The sequence below is a fragment of the Tateyamaria omphalii genome (genome assembly GCF_001969365.1).
Taxonomy (GTDB): Bacteria; Pseudomonadota; Alphaproteobacteria; order Rhodobacterales; family Rhodobacteraceae; genus Tateyamaria; species Tateyamaria omphalii_A.
Genome location: NZ_CP019312.1, coordinates 3,080,952 through 3,096,944 on the forward strand (window position 1 = coordinate 3,080,952; position 15,993 = coordinate 3,096,944).

Genomic DNA, 15,993 nt, shown 5'->3' on the forward strand with positions numbered 1-15,993 from the left:
CGAATGACGCGAAAATCCGCCCTGCCGACCTTAAACACCTGATTGGTCTAGGGTCAGGACCCATTGATTTCCGCTTTGCAGCGTGATTCACGGTTCGAAAACCGAGCGGTGAACATGTCTGATCTTTTCTGGCTGACGGATGCGCAGATGGCGCGCCTCGAGCCCTTTTTCCCGAAGTCCCACGGCAAGCCACGGGTCGACGACCGGCGTGTGTTGAGTGGGATTATCTTCATCAATCGCAATGGCTTACGTTGGCGCGATGCGCCTGCAGCATATGGCCCGCACAAGACCCTCTACAACCGCTGGAAGCGGTGGAGCGACAAGGGCGTCTTCGCACGGATGATGGCAGGTCTGGCTGCCGAGCACGGCGAACAGAAGACCGTCATGACCGACGCGACCTATCTCAAGGCCCACCGAACAGCGACCAGCTTGGGCGTGAAAAAGGGGGGCGTGGACGCCTGATTGGCCGGACCAAGGGCGGCATGAACACCAAGCTGCATGCCATCTGCGACAGCCAGGGCCGACCGCTCAACCTGTTCGTCACGGCCGGTCAGGTCAGCGACTACATCGGCGCACGGGCATTGCTGAGCAGCCTGCCTGACGTCGACTGGCTGCTCGGGGACCGCGGATATGATGCCGACTGGTTCAGAGATGCGTTGAAAGACAAAGGGATACGCGTATGTATCCCCGGCCGAAAACAGCGCAAGAAAACCGTCAAGTACGACAAGCGCCGATACAAACGGCGCAACCGGATCGAGATAATGTTCGGCAGGCTCAAAGACTGGCGGCGTGTGGCAACCCGATACGACCGCTGTCCGAAGGTCTTCCTCTCAGCAATCGCTCTGGCTGCAACGGTCATTTACTGGCTATGAGTCCTGACCCTAGGCTTCTTGGCAGCTCAAGTGAACTTTTCGTTTTCCGCTTTGCCATTCACAACTTTCTGTTCTTTGTTCGTCTCAGGTTAGCAACCCATGACAAACCTTAGAAAATTCTAGGGAGAGAGTAGAGGCGAACAGCGCAATAGGAAACACGTGCGCCAACTAATATTTAGCCTAACAGGCGAACACTGTCAGTTTTTCGAGAATCTTCCGAGACTCATGGCGGTTTACTCTCGTTTGCATCTTATACTAAGCACCATCGGAAAATGTATCATGCATTGACACATGCATCATCTGCTGATACACAACCTGCATGATCCAAAGCACCAAGGGCAAACTCGCTGCCAATGCCGTTAAGGGCAAGTATGGCAAAGGCTTCCCGGGTGACTTGATGAAGCGCACGCGGGCTATGCTTTCGGCGCTGGATGCTGCGGTTGTTGTCGAGGATTTGCGTTTCCCGCCCGGCAACCACCTGGAAGAACTGAAAGGGGATCGGGCCGGGCAACACTCCGTGCGGATCAACGGGCAATGGCGCATCTGCTTTGTCTGGACGCCGAACGGCCCCGCGGATGTCGAGATTGTGGACTACCATTGAAAGGATACGCTGATGAGCTTGCTTGAAGACCCGATGCACCCCGGTGAAGTCCTGAAGGAGCTTTACCTCGATCCCTTGGAGATGGGGGCCATCGCGTTTGCGCGGCGTCTTGGCGTGCCTCGGACGCGGATCGAGCGGTTGATCAAGGGTACGACGGGTATCACGCCTGACACAGCGCTGCGCCTCGCCCGTGTGTTCAACACGACTCCGGCTTACTGGGTGAACTTGCAGACGAACTACGACATGGCGCTAGCTGCTAAGGAGATTGACGTTTCGGATATTGAGCCGCTTGTGGCTGCCTAAAATATTGACAGATAGCTCTACCAATTTGCAGGGTGGGTGGTGACCTGATCGATTAAACACCAAGTATTTTTGCGAAAGGAAAACACAATGACCGACGAAGCCGCGGGAAAGTTCTTTATACAAGTGGCACCTTCAAGAGGAGCCGTAAGTCCGGAGGCCAATGCTGACGACTTCCTGGAGGCAACAGAAGAAAAACTCAAAGAAGTTTCGGAGCTTATTCGCAGAGGATGTGCAAATGTAGCCGAAGGAATGTTCGCCATAGCAAATCCCCCGGAAGAGATAGGTATGGAGTTTGGGATCGATGTGGGCGGTGAAGCTGGCATACCCTTTGTGACCAAGGGCACTATGAACGCCAATTTCAAAGTTAGTGTTGTTTGGCGAAAGGCTTGAATAGAGATGGATTGCTTTTTGCCTGGACAAGTTGTCGTTGGACCTGGCCCTGAATGGTCACCCGAATTGGAAGGGACCATAAGTGAGGATCTCGGCTACGAGTTTGAAGTCCTACATGACGTTTTAGATTTGTTTCGCGTAAATGATATTCCAGTCCCTGACGGGTTAGATTGGAAAAAACACAAATTTCCATTTGTCGCTCGAGTACCGGAGGGCACTGAAGAAAGAACGTCTGAGCTACTCAGCCGACAAGCATTCAGCAGAGGTCGTATTGGAGCTGCAACCCCGGATTACCTTGTTCGCCCAAGTGCTTCGCTAAACATCGAACATCAAAATATCTCGGCAGCGACGTCCAGCGCCAAAGCGAACGCGTATCGTTCAGAGTGCGGCGAAAACTGCATCGTTGGAGTGATCGACTCCGGCGTCGAACCTTCTTTTCTTCAAAATCCGGGTTCGGTTTTGCATCGACAATTGAATGCACGAGACCCGGAAAACCCCGGAACTCCTTATCAGGACGCCACCGGACATGGTACGTTGGTCGCACACATCATTAACCAAATCGCGCCTTCTGCGAGGATTTTGCCTGTTAAAGCTTTTGATACAGACGGAGCTCTCAGTGACGTACTTGCCGCTTTATATATCGCCCATGCGGCCGGGCCTTGCGACATCATCAACCTGAGCTTGAGCATGAGTTGTGACGCCACATTTTGCGATGTGTGCACTGCGCCTCAAAATGCCTCGATGAACATAAGGCAGCTGAAGTTCTTCTTTTCGAACTTCCTAAATCTGGCAGGCGACGTGCTTCTCGTGGCAGCGGCTGGTAACAACCAGACGAGGGTTGCCAGCCCAGCAGCCTTCGAAAACGTTCTCGCCGTTGGCTCATACAATTTTAGAAGTCAAAACCCGCTGTCAAACTTTTCTGCTGTGCCAGTCGATCGGTTTATCTTGGGTCCGGACGGCACCAGGCAGATGGGTGAATGGCTCGCCAGTGTACCTGGTCGTCGGGCGAGCAAACCGCTACATGGCACGTCGTTCGCTACGGCTTTCGTGACCGGAGTAGCTGCCCAGATCGTTAGCGGACTAAAACGTGGTCCGTGCTTGTGTGAAGTGGGTGGGCCATGCCTCTATGCTATTCGCGACAATTCCAGCGCAAAAAATACAGAAATTGTCTTCGATACAATGCGTTCTGCCGCCGACACTACTTGGACCGGATTCGACCCTCAGCTGCATGGTCTTGGAAAACTACGCATGATCTAGGGTCAGGACTCATAGCCAGTAAATGACCGTTGCAGCCAGAGCGATTGCTGAGAGGAAGACCTTCGGACAGCGGTCGTATCGGGTTGCCACACGCCGCCAGTCTTTGAGCCTGCCGAACATTATCTCGATCCGGTTGCGCCGTTTGTATCGGCGCTTGTCGTACTTGACGGTTTTCTTGCGCTGTTTTCGGCCGGGGATACATACGCGTATCCCTTTGTCTTTCAACGCATCTCTGAACCAGTCGGCATCATATCCGCGGTCCCCGAGCAGCCAGTCGACGTCAGGCAGGCTGCTCAGCAATGCCCGTGCGCCGATGTAGTCGCTGACCTGACCGGCCGTGACGAACAGGTTGAGCGGTCGGCCCTGGCTGTCGCAGATGGCATGCAGCTTGGTGTTCATGCCGCCCTTGGTCCGGCCAATCAGGCGTCCACGCCCCCCTTTTTCACGCCCAAGCTGGTCGCTGTTCGGTGGGCCTTGAGATAGGTCGCGTCGGTCATGACGGTCTTCTGTTCGCCGTGCTCGGCAGCCAGACCTGCCATCATCCGTGCGAAGACGCCCTTGTCGCTCCACCGCTTCCAGCGGTTGTAGAGGGTCTTGTGCGGGCCATATGCTGCAGGCGCATCGCGCCAACGTAAGCCATTGCGATTGATGAAGATAATCCCACTCAACACACGCCGGTCGTCGACCCGTGGCTTGCCGTGGGACTTCGGGAAAAAGGGCTCGAGGCGCGCCATCTGCGCATCCGTCAGCCAGAAAAGATCAGACATGTTCACCGCTCGGTTTTCGAACCGTGAATCACGCTGCAAAGCGGAAATCAATGGGTCCTGACCCTAGCTGTCCCTCAATCTCTCGGCGGCGGCTTTCGCTAAGGTCAAGCTCTGCTGCAAATTCTCGTCCAGCGTCTTGTAGCTCGCCTCGTCGTTCAGCAATCCGTTCAAGGCCTTCATGGATGCGGCTTGTGAACGAATGAGCAAGGTCACGCAGTCTTTCAAGCCAGCCAGCTCCCGCTCGATCCTGCCGGTCGAGCGTTTCTCCAAGGCGGTCAAGTCCTTCGCGGAGGCCTCTGAGGCCGTCACCAACCGCTCGACGCAGGCGAGCAAGTCGCGTTCCAAGGCTGTCAGTTGGGTCATCTAATCCTCCTCGATCCTGATGCAGGTGACGTGCCTCTCGCCCATCATGCAGGTCCTGAGCCGCGTCTTCGAAGGGTCCAGGATCAGCCATGTCCCCTCTGGTCTTTCGATCCGTGTCAGGCCCATCTCCGTCAGCTCCGAACGCGTCAGATGCACCGTCCAGAAGTAGCTCGCGGCCATCATCAAGGCGGTCCCCGTCAGCACCATCGCCGCAATCAGCCAGGGCGAGATCGTCAGCCAGAGGCGGATCGACCTCAGGCGCGTCTCGAACAGGCTCGCTGTCTCGGTCTGGAAGCGGCGCGTATCGCTCGCGATGGTATGCTTCGCGGCGCCCACAATGTTCTTCAAATCGATCCTGAAGGTCTTGAGCTGGGACGAGATCGAGGCGACGTGTTCGGCCCTGATCGTGTCGAGTTCCGCGTTCAGTTTCTCGCTCAGCCGGGTCGGCTTGCCAATCCTCATGGAAAATCTCTCCTTTCAACCGCCAGCGCTCGCCCGTGTCGGGATCGCGGGCAGTGATATAGGCTTTGCCGGTGCGTGGGAGGTCGAAGCCTGCGTCGGTGAGCGCATCGATCATGGTTGCGCGGTCGGTGATCAGGCCCAAATCGATCTGGTCCTGTATCCAGGCGTGCAGCTCGTCGCGGCCTTGCGCGCGGGTTGGGGTCTCGATGGTGTCGCGGACCTCTTGGGTGCGCTCCAGCTCCATCGGATCGGCCCAACCGTGGCGTTGGTTCATCACGTCGCGCAGGCTGTCATAGGCGTCCTGGTAGCCCGGCGGCGCGATGTTGAGGCTCTTGCCCGTGGTCAGCTCCAGGCGCGGCGTGCAGAAATGAAGCTCGACCCGGCCTTCGTGGCGATGGCGGACCCAGAGCACCTCATATTGCTCAGGGTCCAGCCCCGCGAAGGCCAGCCGCTCAAACCCGTCCATGACTTCGGCCTGCTGGTCCTCGGTTGGGGCGTCGGTGGCGGCAAAGCTGATCACACCCGCGCGGTAGGTCCATTGATGGCGGCTGGCATCGATCAGGGCTTCGGTACGTTCGGGATTGCCGCGCAGGACTTCGGGCAGGGGATCGCGCGTTACGGTCACGGGCGCGCCGTCGGCGTCGCGGATCTGGTCGCGGTTGCCGTCATAGGCCAGCACGCGCTCGGCCACGAGGTAGCCGACCGGCCCCGCGCCTGCGCCTTTGCCGTTGGGGAAGAACTTGATCAGCACCGCCGCGCCTCATCGAGGAGCGCGGCAAGCTGGCGTTCGATGACCACAAGGCGGCGCGCGACGGTCAGCGTGTCGAGGTCGGTGCGCCCAACCTTCATGGTGTGGTTCAGCCAGCGGGCGATCTGGTTGAGGTTGCCACCAATGCGCCCGACGGCCAGCACCAGCGCAGGATCGACACGCGGGATTGGCTTGCGGCGGCGGGCCTCGGTCAGGCCAAGCGCCTCGCGCAGAAGGGTCGAGGCGGGCAGGCCAGCGGCCTCGGCTTTGGCGCGCAGCTGGGCCTTCTCGGACGCGGTGCAGCGGAAGACGAAGGTCTCTGTCAGCGGCTCTTTGGCGGGGGCTTTGCCCGCGCCGGTGGGGTTCGAAGGGGAGGCTTGCCGCCCCTCGCAAGGTCCTGTGTCAGAAGCGTCAGCGTATGACATGGGTCGCCTTGCTGTTTGCGCTTCGGTGGGACCCGTTGCGCTCATGATCTGATGCCCGCCGCCTGGATTTGCGCCTGCGTCACCAGCTCTGCGGCCAACAGCGCGTCGATCTGGCCGGGCGTGATGTGGCGGCAAAGCGGATGCTTGTCCGTGACCCAGTTCGCCAATCCTGCCAGCATCTCGGCTTCCTTCGCCTTCGACTGTTCGCGGTTCACGGCGATGTCCTCGACATAGGCGCGCCAGCGCCCAGATTTGAACCAGTTGTCCGAGAAACAGACCTTCGACCGAGTAAAGCCCGCGCTCTCGGTCGCGTAGGCCTTCACGGCCTGCAACAGGTCCTCGACCTCTGTCCCGGCGTCCAGAATGTCCCTGATCCGCCCGAGACACTCAGCCTTCCCGCGCAAACGGTCGGGCGGATAGGCGGCCAAAATCTTCTCAGCCTCTTCATCCTCCGCCGCCTCGCGCTCGCGCGTAGGTGGTTTATGGATGGTTTTAGGGTGGTTTGGGGGCCGTGGTGGCCCCGGTAGCCCGGCCACTGTGGCCCCCGTTCCGGGTCCAGTCTGGACGGGGTCCACTGTGGCCCCCGTCTCGATCTCGGGCTCGGCGGTCAGTTCAAGCGCCTCGATCCTGGCCAGATCGATCCGATACACGACGGTGAAACCGTTCTTGCAGGTGCGCGCGCCGGTCTCGACCAGGATGCCTTCCTTCAAAAACTCGCGCACTGTTCGTTTGACTGTGGTCTCGCCAAGCTCGGTATGTCGCTGGATCGTCCCCTTGGAGCACCAGATGCCCGAACCATCGTCAGACGCCTTGTCCGCCAGAAACATGATGATCTGCTTGCGCGTGGCACTGCCGAACTTGCGCTCCGCGCATGTGTTCGCGACCCGCCAGCTCATTGGAAGTCTCCAAAAGGCGCAAAGACGTGCGAATTTTGTACAGGTTTTGTACGAGATTTATGCCGTTTCAGTAGAATTCGGCCCGAAAGCTCTCGGGAGTTTCTGCAAGCATCTGCACAAAGCCCTGTAAATAAGTCATATTTTTCAGGCAGTTTTGGCGACCCCGGCAGGATTCGAACCTGCAACCTGCCCCTTAGGAGGGGGCTGCTCTATCCAGTTGAGCCACGGGGCCACTTGGACACGGATCTACAGCGCCATACGCGCCTTGTCACCTGTTTCAGCAAGGTTCGGATCTTCCAAATACTTGAATCCCGATCAGTTTTAACGGTAACTCGAACCAAAGCCAGAAAGGACTGCCCTTGACTGATCGCCCTGCCCGCCCGCTGACCTTGCGCGATGTGTCTGCAGCCTCTGGCGTTTCCGAAATGACTGTTAGTCGCGTTCTTCGAAATCGGGGCGATGTATCTGAAGCAACACGCAAAAAGGTGCTCGAAGCGGCTCAGACGCTCGGATACGTGCCCAATCAAATCGCAGGCTCGCTTGCATCTCAGCACGTGAACCTCGTCGCGGTCATTGTCCCCTCACTCAGCAACATGGTCTTCCCCGAAGTTCTGACCGGCATCAACCAAGTGCTTGAAGACACCCCACTGCAGCCCGTGTTCGGAGTGACGGATTACATGCGCGACAAAGAGGAGCGCGTGCTCTATGAAATGCTGTCGTGGCGGCCATCCGGCGTGATTATCGCGGGCCTCGAACACTCCGACGCGACCCAGGCGATGCTGCAAAACGCAGGTATTCCGGTGGTTGAGATCATGGATACCGACGGCAACCCCGTCGACAACATGGTGGGCATCTCGCACCGTCAGGCGGGCCTCGACATGGCCAAGGCGATCCTCAAACAGGGCTATTCCCGCATCGGCTTTATGGGCACATCCATGCCACGCGATCACCGTGCGCGTAAACGGTTCGAAGGACTAACCGAGGGCCTTGCCAAAGCGGGGATCGAGATCGAAGCACGGGACTTCTACGAAGGCGGCTCTGCCCTCGCGAAGGGGCGCGAGATGACCAAGACGATGCTGGATGCAAACCCGGATCTCGATTTTCTTTACTACTCCAACGACATGATCGGTGCAGGCGGGCTGCTTTATCTGCTGGACGAGGGGATCGACGTGCCGGGTCAGATCGGCCTGGCCGGGTTCAACGGCGTCGAATTGCTGCAGGGCCTGCCCCGTCAGTTGGCAACGACCGACGCCTGCCGGCTGGAGATCGGGCGCGCCGCGGCCGAGATCATTCGCGACCGGAATGCCGAAGGTGCAGACCAATCGCCCAAGCATATCACACTGACGCCCACCATTTCCTACGGCGACACGCTGCGCCGCGCCTTGCGGGCGTGACGCCGTTCACGTTGAACAACAGTCAGGCGCGCCGCGTCTTTCTGGACCGCCACGGCCTGTCAGACACCCCATCAGGCGCCGCCCACGGTGCGGAATTGCTGGACACGATCACGCAGCTTGGCTTTGTCCAGCTCGACAGCATCAACACCGTGGCGCGCGCGCACGACCTGATCCTGTTTTCACGCAGGCCGCGTTACCGCCCCAAGAACCTGAAAAACCTGTATGAGCGCGACCGTGCGCTGTTTGAACACTGGACCCACGATGCCGCCATGATCCCGACGGCATTCTATCCCTACTGGCATCTACGTCGGGAACGTGATGCCGCGCGCTTGCGCGAGAAATGGAGCGCATGGCGCCGCGAGGGGTTCGAGGCCAAGTTTCAGACCGTCCTCGACCAGATCCGCGAACGGGGGCCGTGCTGTTCCGGCGACGTTGGCGAAGGCGAAGAGCGTGGGTCAGGCGGCTGGTGGGACTGGCACCCGTCCAAGACGGCCCTTGAATACCTGTGGCGCAGCGGGGCTTTGCATGTGGTCAAGCGCAAAGGGTTCCAGAAGTACTACGACCTGACCGAGCGCGCCCTTGACCCGCGCACAATCGGCAACGCACCGGATACCGAGGAAACCATCGACTGGTGCTGCCGCGAGGCGCTGGACCGTCTGGGCTTTGCCACACATGGCGAATTGGCGGCGTTCTGGGACCACATCAGCCCGGCAGAGGCAAAGACATGGTGCACGCAGGCTCTGGAAGCCGGGCGCATCATCGAGATCCAAATTGCGAGCGCGGATGGATCTGTGCGCTCCGCCTACGCTTGGCCGTCGTTGCCAGAAGACCCGGGGATCGACCGCGAGCCAACGTCGCGCTTGCGCGTGCTCAGCCCATTCGACCCGGCCCTGCGCGATCGCAAGCGGGCCGAACGCCTGTTTGGCTTCTTCTACCGGATCGAGATTTTCGTGCCCGAGCCCAAACGCACCTATGGCTACTATGTCTTTCCCCTGCTCGAAGGCGACCGGGTCGTGGGCCGCGTCGACATGAAAGCGCACCGCGCCGACGATGTGCTGCGCGTCCGCGCGTTGTGGCCCGAGCGCAGGATCCGTTGGGGCAAGGGACGCCAAGCGGCATTCGAGGCAGAACTTGAACGTATCTGCCGGCTGGCTGGCGTCTCATCCATCGCTTTTGATGACGGGTGGCTGCACACTGCGCTTTAGCATTGCGCCTATGGTCACAGGGCTTACGCTGCCGCCAATGAGACTTGATACCCAATACATCCCCCGTGTCCGCTCTGTCGGACTGGACGGTGTACTTGTCACTTTTGGCGACAGCGCAACCGATACTGCAAACCGCGCGGCCATCGCATTTCGCGGCGCTGTTGATGCCCAGAATTGGGACATGATAACCGAAAGCAGCAGTACGCTTGTGTCGGCATTCTTTCGCATCGACCTTTCCGAACATCGGTTCGATGATATCGCTGATCGCCTTGAGGGCGTGTTAACCACGCAAAATTGGGAGGCTGCCCCGCTGCCCGCCGGGCGCGCGCTCTGGACCATTCCCGCCGTTTTTGGAGGAGACCGGGCGCCACAGCTTGCAGAGGCGGCAGAAGCGGCGGGGATTGGCGAAGCAGACGCGCTGCGCGACCTGACCACGGCTCGCCTGCGGGTCCTGACGCTCGGGTTTGCTCCGGGGCAGCCCTATCTCGGAACATTGGGCGAGACATGGAACATCCCTCGCCAGAAAGAGCTGACGCCAAATGTTCCCGCCGGGGCCCTGGTCGCGGCAGTCCGGCAAGTCTGCGTCTTTGCCAAGGACACGCCGACTGGCTGGCGCCACGTTGGCCAAAGCGCCTTTTCCTGTTTCCGTCCCCGCGGGGACACACCCTTTCCCCTCGCGCCGGGGGATGAAGTGCAATTCACAGAAATCACGGCCAAGGAACTTGCGCGGATCGAAGCGCAGGTGACCGACGGTACCGGCGGCGCCACGCGCGAGGTGCTGGGATGAGGGCGATCCGTGTCCAGAAGGTCGGGCCCGGCGTCGCAGTGCAAGACCTTGGGCGCACAGGATTTTTGGAAAAGGGCCTGACTCGGGGCGGCGCCGCAGACCGGCTGGCTGTCCATGAAGGGGCCGCGCTTCTGAAACAAGCGCCGGCATGTGCCGTGCTCGAGATGGTGGGCACAGGCGGGACGTTTGAAGCGACGGAAGATGTCCGTATCGCGTTGACAGGGGCCGAGATGACGGCCCAGATCGACGGCGCAACGGCCACCTGGAACGCAAGTCATTTGGTGCCCAATGGCAGTGTACTGACCATCGGGCCAACGCGGGCCGGCACCTATGGCTACCTTCATGTGGGCGGCGGTTTGACGACGGACACCATATTGGGGTCGCGCGCAACGCATCAATCTTGCGGCTTGGGCGCCTTGGTCAGCGCCGGGGACGTGCTGCCAATTGGACAGGATCGAGGCGATCAAAGCGGCCTGACCCTTCCGCGTGACACGCGATTCAATGGCGGCACCGTGCGGATCGTGCCGAGCATGCAAACCGACGATTTCGCCCCGGACACACGAACGCGCTTTGAACAGACAACATTTCGCCGTGACCCGCGCGCCAACCGGCAAGGCATCCGTATGAACAGCGACGGAGAAGGCTTCTCTGCCCCCGAGGCGCTCGGCATTGTCAGCGAGGTCATCGTGCCCGGCGACATCCAGATCACCGGCGACGGGACGCCGTTTGTCCTGATGGCCGAAAGCCAGACAACGGGTGGATACCCCAGGATCGGGACGGTCCTGCCCTGCGATCTGCCGCGCGTGGCCCAGGCACCCGTCGGGTCGGCCCTGCAATTCCAGTTCGTGAGTCTAGCCGAAGGCGCCGCCATAGAAGCACGCGCACGAGCGGCGTGGGCCGCGCTGACCAAAAGCACCGCGCCCTTGGTACGAGATCCGGCAGACATACAGGATCTGTTGAGTTATCAACTGGTTGGGGGTGCCGTGTCAGCGACCGATGCCCGCCTGGACGAAGGATAGAAACATGCGAGTCGACCTGAACGCCGATATGGGTGAAAGCTTTGGCCCCTGGAAAATGGGCGATGACGCCGCGCTGCTCGAAACGGTGACATCAGCCAACATCGCCTGCGGCGCACATGCGGGCGATCCGGATGTGATGGCCACGACGATGGGTATCGCACTGGACAAGGGTGTCGGGATCGGGTCACATCCGGGCTTTGCCGATATTCAGGGGTTTGGGCGACGGCGCATCGACATGCCACTGAATTCGCTCCAGAATTCAATCCGCTGCCAGGTCGGCGCGACGCTCGGCATGGCGAACGCGCTGGGGGCAAAGGTGCGGCATATCAAGCTACATGGCGCGCTTGGCAACATGACCTCAGAAGATGAAATGATGGCGCGCGCCTGTTACGAGGCAGCGCTATCCGCCCATCCCGACGCGATCATCATGGTGCTGGCCGCCACCGCGCAAGAGCGCGCTGCCAGATCTATGGGGGCACGTTTCGCATGCGAAATCTTTGCCGACCGTGCCTATAATGATGACGCCACATTGGTCGACCGGCGTCAGCCGGGTGCGGTTATCCACGACGCTGATCTCGCCGGCAAACGGATGGTCGAAATGGTCAAATCCCAAGCGATCATTACCGACAGCGGCAAGCGAATCGAAACGCCCATTGACACGATCTGCTGTCACGGAGACACGCCCGAGGCCGTGGAGATCGCTGCCTCGGTCCGACGCACGCTCGAGGGCGAAGGGATCGTGGTTCAGGCGTTCGAAGGGCGGACCGCGTAGCACGGTCAAATGGCGCGGGACACGAGGGTGAATATGGCCGCCTCGAACCGCGACGGATCACCCGCGGCTCGCGCCATGATCTGGGCACCTTCGACCTGCGCCATGGCTGCCTGCGCCTCGGCGCGCGGATCGACAACCCGCTGCAGACTGCCATCGGACTGCCCCAGGCGGAACACCGCCTCAAGCCATGCGGTCACATCCCGGTGAAACGCAACAATCTCGGCTATCGTTTCTTTGGGCAACGCTGCCTGGGTGACCGACAGGGCAACGCACAGGCACAGGCTTCGTCCCCCTTCGGACGCGATGCGATAAAGATCGAGAAGGCGCAAAAGCCGCGCACCCGCCGTGGGATGGGCCAACGATATGTCGTGCAGCCTTTCCATGAACACCGCCCGGTAGCGCGCGATCAAGGCCTGAGACAGATCGCCCTTCGCTGGAAAGTGATAGTGGACCGACGCTTTACGAATGTCGGCGCCGGCGGCAAGGTCAGCAAAGCTGAACCCGTCAAAGCCGCGCTGCCGCGCCAAATGCTCTGCCTGATCCAGAAGATGCGTTCTTGTATCCATGTATATCTACCTACTGATCGGCTTGTTCCAAACAAGCACAGTTGACAATTGACTCGGAATCCTTGCGTATTCAAGCTGTTTTCCCTACCAAATAGTAGACACCGCGATGAAAGGCCGATGAACATGGAACTGAACGCCGACTTTTCCCAAAGCGTGCGCGTCCTGAACGCTGACAATCCTTGGCGCGCCTCGCCCTCTGCCGGAGTTGAACGCAAGATGCTCGACCGGATCGGGGATGAGGTTGCACGGGCCACCACAATCGTGCGCTTTGCCCCCGACAGCGCGTTCGCACCGCACACCCATGACGGGGGCGAGGAGTACATCGTGCTCGAAGGTGTCTTTCAGGACGAAGCCGGGGACTTCCCCGTCGGTACATATGTGCGCAACCCGCCCACATCGCGCCACACGCCCAGATCGAAGCCCGGAGCCACCATCTTTGTAAAGCTCTGGCAGTTCGACCCCGAAGACCGCCAGCACGTGCGCATCGACATGAATACGGTCGATACAACATCAGACCCGGCACGGTCAGGCGTTGCGACAGCGACTCTGTTCACGGATGCGCAAGAACATGTCGCGCTTGAGGTGTGGCAGCCTGACATCACCCAAACGCTGGACACCTCAGGCGGGGCCGAAGTCCTGATACTCGAAGGGTCCGTGTCCGACGACGAAGCCACTCTAGGTCCGCGGGACTGGTTGCGCATATCACCCGGCAGCACCTTGGCATTGACATCAGGTTCAGATGGCGTGCGGCTCTGGGTCAAAAGGGGCCACTTGCACCAAATGATCGACGCGTGACCAGCGCATTGGTCCTTGGCGCGGGTCTGGCCGGTCTCGTTGCTGCGCGGCACCTGCATCTTGCGGGTCATTCCATAAAGGTGCTTGAAGCGCGAAACCGTATCGGTGGGCGGGCACTCACAATGTCGTTGAACGGCGGCGGCATTGATCTGGGTCCGGCCTGGATCTGGCCTGCCTACCAGCCAAATGTCATCGCGCTTCTCACGGAACTTGGTTTAGAAACGCTGCCTCAGGATGAAACCGGGGACTTCGTTCTCGAAACAGAGAATGGCATCCGCCGGGGCACATTTCCCAAACGCTACACCGACGCCGTCCGCATTCGGGGTGGCGTTCAAGCACTCGCGCACCGGCTTGCAGCAGCGTTGCCGAAGGATACAATCCTACTGTCGGAGGAGGTGAGCGCGCTTGATTTGCAAGGCCGTCCGCGCGCCATCACTGCTACACGGGCTTGGGATGCGAATGTCATAATCTGCGCTGTTCCGGGGCGAATTGCGGCCAAGTGGGACGTTAACCCAGGCTGGCCCGCGGTCGTGGCGCAAGATCTCGTGCGTTGGCCGACATGGATGGCGGCCCATGCCAAACTCGTCGTGCAATACGATCGCCCGTTTTGGCGCGACGCGGGCCTCTCTGGCGGCGCGGTCAGCCACATGGGGCCTTTGGTCGAGGTCGCCGACCAATCCGATCCCACGACGGGGGTGTTCGGTTTGTTCGGGTTCGTGGGAATACCCTTCCATACCCGCAGCGGTCAGGCAGAGATCGTGCGCCACTCGCTCACACAGTTGGTCCGCCTGTTTGGACCGGATGCAGCACACCCCATTCGGGTGGAGTTGATGGATTGGGCAGCAGAGCCGTTCACCGCCACCGCCATGGATCAGACGGCACCGCATGGCCATCCATCCTATGGCGCGCCCAGTTTGTCGGGTCCTGTGGACGGACGCCTTTTCTTTGCCGGAGCTGAGGTTTCCAAAACCCATGGCGGGCTGATCGAAGGGGCCATTGAAACGGGTGAACGCGCAGCGATGCTGGCCGCAAGGGCACTCGTCTCTTAAAGGCGCAGATCACTCTCCTCCGGGCCAAATACAGCCTTCATATCAAACAAAACACCATTTTCCACCAACAGTGCGCGTAACCGCCCCGCCCCTTGCGCAACAAGATCATCATGGGGCACGGCAAGAACAATTGCGTCATACGCACCTGTATTCGGCAGAGCGTTTAGCAAGCCGATACCGTGCTCCGCATGCACCTGTTGCCCGTCTGCCCAGGGGTCGTGAATCTCAATCTGCATCCCGTAGGTTTGCAACTCACCTATCATATCAACAACTTTGGTGTTGCGGATGTCGGCGCAATTCGGCTTGAACGTGATACCCAGGATCAGCGCGCGACCGCCATGCACCCGCACCTGACGGTGGATCATCGCCTTGACCAACAGCGACACGGCATGTTGTGCCATGCCATCGTTGATCTCGCGCGCCATGCGAATGATGTCCGGGATGTGCCCGGCGGAGATCGACTTGTCGATCAGGTAGTAAGGATCAACGCCAATGCAGTGCCCACCGACCAGGCCCGGCGTGTAGCGATTGAAATTCCATTTGGTCGCCGCGGCATCCAGCACGGCGGTGGTGTCGATACCCAAGTGCGAAAAGATGATAGACAGCTCGTTGATCAGGGCGATGTTGACATCCCGCTGTGTGTTTTCGATCACCTTGGCCGCCTCAGCCACGCGAATGGTCGGGGCCAGATGCGTGCCCGCAGTAATGATCGTGCCATAAAGCGCGTCAATGACCCGCCCGGCCGCGGGCGTAGATCCGGAAGTCACCTTAATGATCTTCGGCAGCGGGCGCTCTTTGTCGCCGGGATTGATCCGCTCAGGGCTGTAGCCTGCATAGAAGTCGGTGTTCAGGGTCAGGCCCGACATTTTCTCGACCAGGGGCAGGCAGTCTTCCTCGGTCGCACCCGGATAGACCGTGCTTTCGAAGATAACGACATCGCCTCGTGCGATGACCTCGCCGACCATTCGCGCTGCGGCCAAAAGGGGGCCAAGATTGGGCTGGCGGTGACTGTCGATGGGGGTCGGAACAGCAACGATGTAGACATTGCAATCCGCGATGTCAGACAGGTCGCCAGTATAGCGCAGGTGCGCCGCCGCAGCCAAATCGTCAGTTTCGCCTGTGCTGTCGGTGCCCGCCTTCAACTCGGCCACCCGCTCTGCGTTCAGATCAAAACCGATGGTCTCGCGCTGTTTGCCGAACTCCACCGCAAGCGGCAGGCCCACATACCCCAGGCCAATCACGGCCACGCGCATGTCATCAAGGGTCGGCAGGGGGGCTGGGATCATGTCATGCGCCTTTGTCTTTCGATGCCTTGCCTAGCT

At 59.9% G+C, this 15,993-nt stretch carries 18 protein-coding genes and 1 tRNA gene; 12 read left to right on the forward strand and 7 right to left on the reverse strand.

Features of this window, described 5'->3' with window-relative positions:
* Nucleotides 1–114: 114 nt before the first annotated feature.
* The 5 genes from BWR18_RS15425 to BWR18_RS15445 all read left to right on the forward strand — a co-directional run bounded on the left by BWR18_RS15425 (nt 115) and on the right by BWR18_RS15445 (nt 3,423).
* A protein-coding gene (locus BWR18_RS15425; protein WP_157598909.1) for an IS5 family transposase occupies nt 115–872 on the forward strand; the annotation gives its coding sequence in 2 pieces (ribosomal slippage) (nt 115–436 and nt 436–872; 759 coding nt in all).
* Nucleotides 873–1,191: 319 nt separating this feature from the next.
* Entirely contained in the window at nt 1,192–1,473 is a 282-nt protein-coding gene (locus BWR18_RS15430; RefSeq protein ID WP_076629337.1) for a type II toxin-antitoxin system RelE/ParE family toxin, read from the forward strand.
* A gap of 12 nt (nt 1,474–1,485) precedes the next feature.
* Nucleotides 1,486–1,776, forward strand: coding sequence for a HigA family addiction module antitoxin (locus BWR18_RS15435; RefSeq protein WP_076629338.1), 291 nt, complete (start codon nt 1,486–1,488; stop codon nt 1,774–1,776).
* Between the two features lie 87 nt (nt 1,777–1,863).
* Entirely contained in the window at nt 1,864–2,166 is a 303-nt protein-coding gene (locus BWR18_RS15440; protein WP_076629339.1) for a CU044_2847 family protein, read from the forward strand.
* Between the two features lie 6 nt (nt 2,167–2,172).
* Entirely contained in the window at nt 2,173–3,423 is a 1,251-nt protein-coding gene (locus BWR18_RS15445) for a S8 family peptidase (RefSeq protein ID WP_083957727.1), read from the forward strand.
* Nucleotides 3,424–3,432: 9 nt separating this feature from the next.
* Here the strand turns inward: BWR18_RS15445 and BWR18_RS15450 are convergent.
* From BWR18_RS15450 to BWR18_RS15475, 5 genes are all read right to left on the reverse strand, one after another.
* Nucleotides 3,433–4,190 (reverse strand): IS5 family transposase gene (locus tag BWR18_RS15450; protein WP_157598909.1). Its coding sequence is split into 2 segments (ribosomal slippage): nt 3,433–3,869 and nt 3,869–4,190, totalling 759 coding nucleotides; the frame shifts between segments, so codons are not numbered across the junction.
* A gap of 28 nt (nt 4,191–4,218) precedes the next feature.
* Nucleotides 4,219–5,766 carry a relaxase/mobilization nuclease domain-containing protein gene (locus BWR18_RS15460; RefSeq protein ID WP_076629341.1) on the reverse strand — a complete coding sequence of 516 codons (1,548 nt, stop codon included), beginning with the start codon at nt 5,764–5,766 and terminating at the stop codon, nt 4,219–4,221.
* The gene (locus tag BWR18_RS15465) at nt 5,760–6,188 is read right to left on the reverse strand and encodes a plasmid mobilization protein (protein WP_172839395.1); all 429 of its coding nucleotides are present in this window, start codon (nt 6,186–6,188) and stop codon (nt 5,760–5,762) included. Before BWR18_RS15465 ends, BWR18_RS15460 begins: the two co-directional genes overlap by 7 nt.
* 41 nt (nt 6,189–6,229) lie before the next feature.
* The gene (locus tag BWR18_RS15470) at nt 6,230–7,084 is read right to left on the reverse strand and encodes a hypothetical protein (RefSeq protein WP_076629342.1); all 855 of its coding nucleotides are present in this window, start codon (nt 7,082–7,084) and stop codon (nt 6,230–6,232) included.
* Nucleotides 7,085–7,239: 155 nt separating this feature from the next.
* Nucleotides 7,240–7,316, reverse strand: a tRNA-Arg gene (locus BWR18_RS15475).
* A 127-nt stretch (nt 7,317–7,443) separates the two neighbouring features.
* On the opposite strand from BWR18_RS15475, the gene BWR18_RS15480 reads away from it, so the two are divergent.
* The 5 genes from BWR18_RS15480 to BWR18_RS15500 are packed head-to-tail and all read left to right on the forward strand — an operon-like array spanning nt 7,444 to nt 12,261.
* Nucleotides 7,444–8,478, forward strand: coding sequence for a LacI family DNA-binding transcriptional regulator (locus BWR18_RS15480; protein ID WP_076629343.1), 1,035 nt, complete (start codon nt 7,444–7,446; stop codon nt 8,476–8,478).
* On the forward strand, nt 8,475–9,683 hold the full coding sequence (locus BWR18_RS15485; RefSeq protein WP_076629344.1) for a winged helix-turn-helix domain-containing protein: 1,209 nt from the start codon (nt 8,475–8,477) through the stop codon (nt 9,681–9,683). The genes BWR18_RS15480 and BWR18_RS15485 overlap by 4 nt, the downstream gene beginning before the upstream one ends.
* Before the next feature lie 37 nt (nt 9,684–9,720).
* Nucleotides 9,721–10,470, forward strand: coding sequence for a 5-oxoprolinase subunit B family protein (locus tag BWR18_RS15490; protein WP_076629345.1), 750 nt, complete (start codon nt 9,721–9,723; stop codon nt 10,468–10,470).
* A complete protein-coding gene (locus BWR18_RS15495; RefSeq protein ID WP_076629346.1) occupies nt 10,467–11,489 on the forward strand; it encodes a biotin-dependent carboxyltransferase family protein in 1,023 nt (340 codons plus the stop codon). Before BWR18_RS15490 ends, BWR18_RS15495 begins: the two co-directional genes overlap by 4 nt.
* A 4-nt stretch (nt 11,490–11,493) precedes the next feature.
* Complete coding sequence (locus BWR18_RS15500; protein WP_076629347.1) at nt 11,494–12,261, forward strand: LamB/YcsF family protein; 768 nt, start codon at nt 11,494–11,496, stop codon at nt 12,259–12,261.
* 5 nt (nt 12,262–12,266) lie between these two features.
* Here the strand turns inward: BWR18_RS15500 and BWR18_RS15505 are convergent, their stop codons facing one another.
* Complete coding sequence (locus tag BWR18_RS15505; RefSeq protein WP_076629348.1) at nt 12,267–12,827, reverse strand: TetR/AcrR family transcriptional regulator; 561 nt, start codon at nt 12,825–12,827, stop codon at nt 12,267–12,269.
* Between the two features lie 123 nt (nt 12,828–12,950).
* Here BWR18_RS15505 and BWR18_RS15510 point away from each other — a divergent pair, with 123 nt between their 5' ends.
* Both BWR18_RS15510 and BWR18_RS21960 read left to right on the forward strand, forming a co-directional pair.
* Nucleotides 12,951–13,622, forward strand: coding sequence for a cupin domain-containing protein (locus BWR18_RS15510; RefSeq protein WP_076630353.1), 672 nt, complete (start codon nt 12,951–12,953; stop codon nt 13,620–13,622).
* Nucleotides 13,619–14,671, forward strand: a complete 1,053-nt coding sequence (locus BWR18_RS21960; protein WP_083957729.1) for a flavin monoamine oxidase family protein — start codon at nt 13,619–13,621, stop codon at nt 14,669–14,671. The genes BWR18_RS15510 and BWR18_RS21960 overlap by 4 nt, the downstream gene beginning before the upstream one ends.
* Here the strand turns inward: BWR18_RS21960 and BWR18_RS15520 are convergent.
* Nucleotides 14,668–15,957 (reverse strand): nucleotide sugar dehydrogenase, encoded by a 1,290-nt coding sequence (locus BWR18_RS15520; protein ID WP_076629349.1) that lies wholly within the window; start codon nt 15,955–15,957, stop codon nt 14,668–14,670. The genes BWR18_RS21960 and BWR18_RS15520 overlap by 4 nt on opposite strands.
* Between the last annotated feature and the right edge of the window lie 36 nt (nt 15,958–15,993).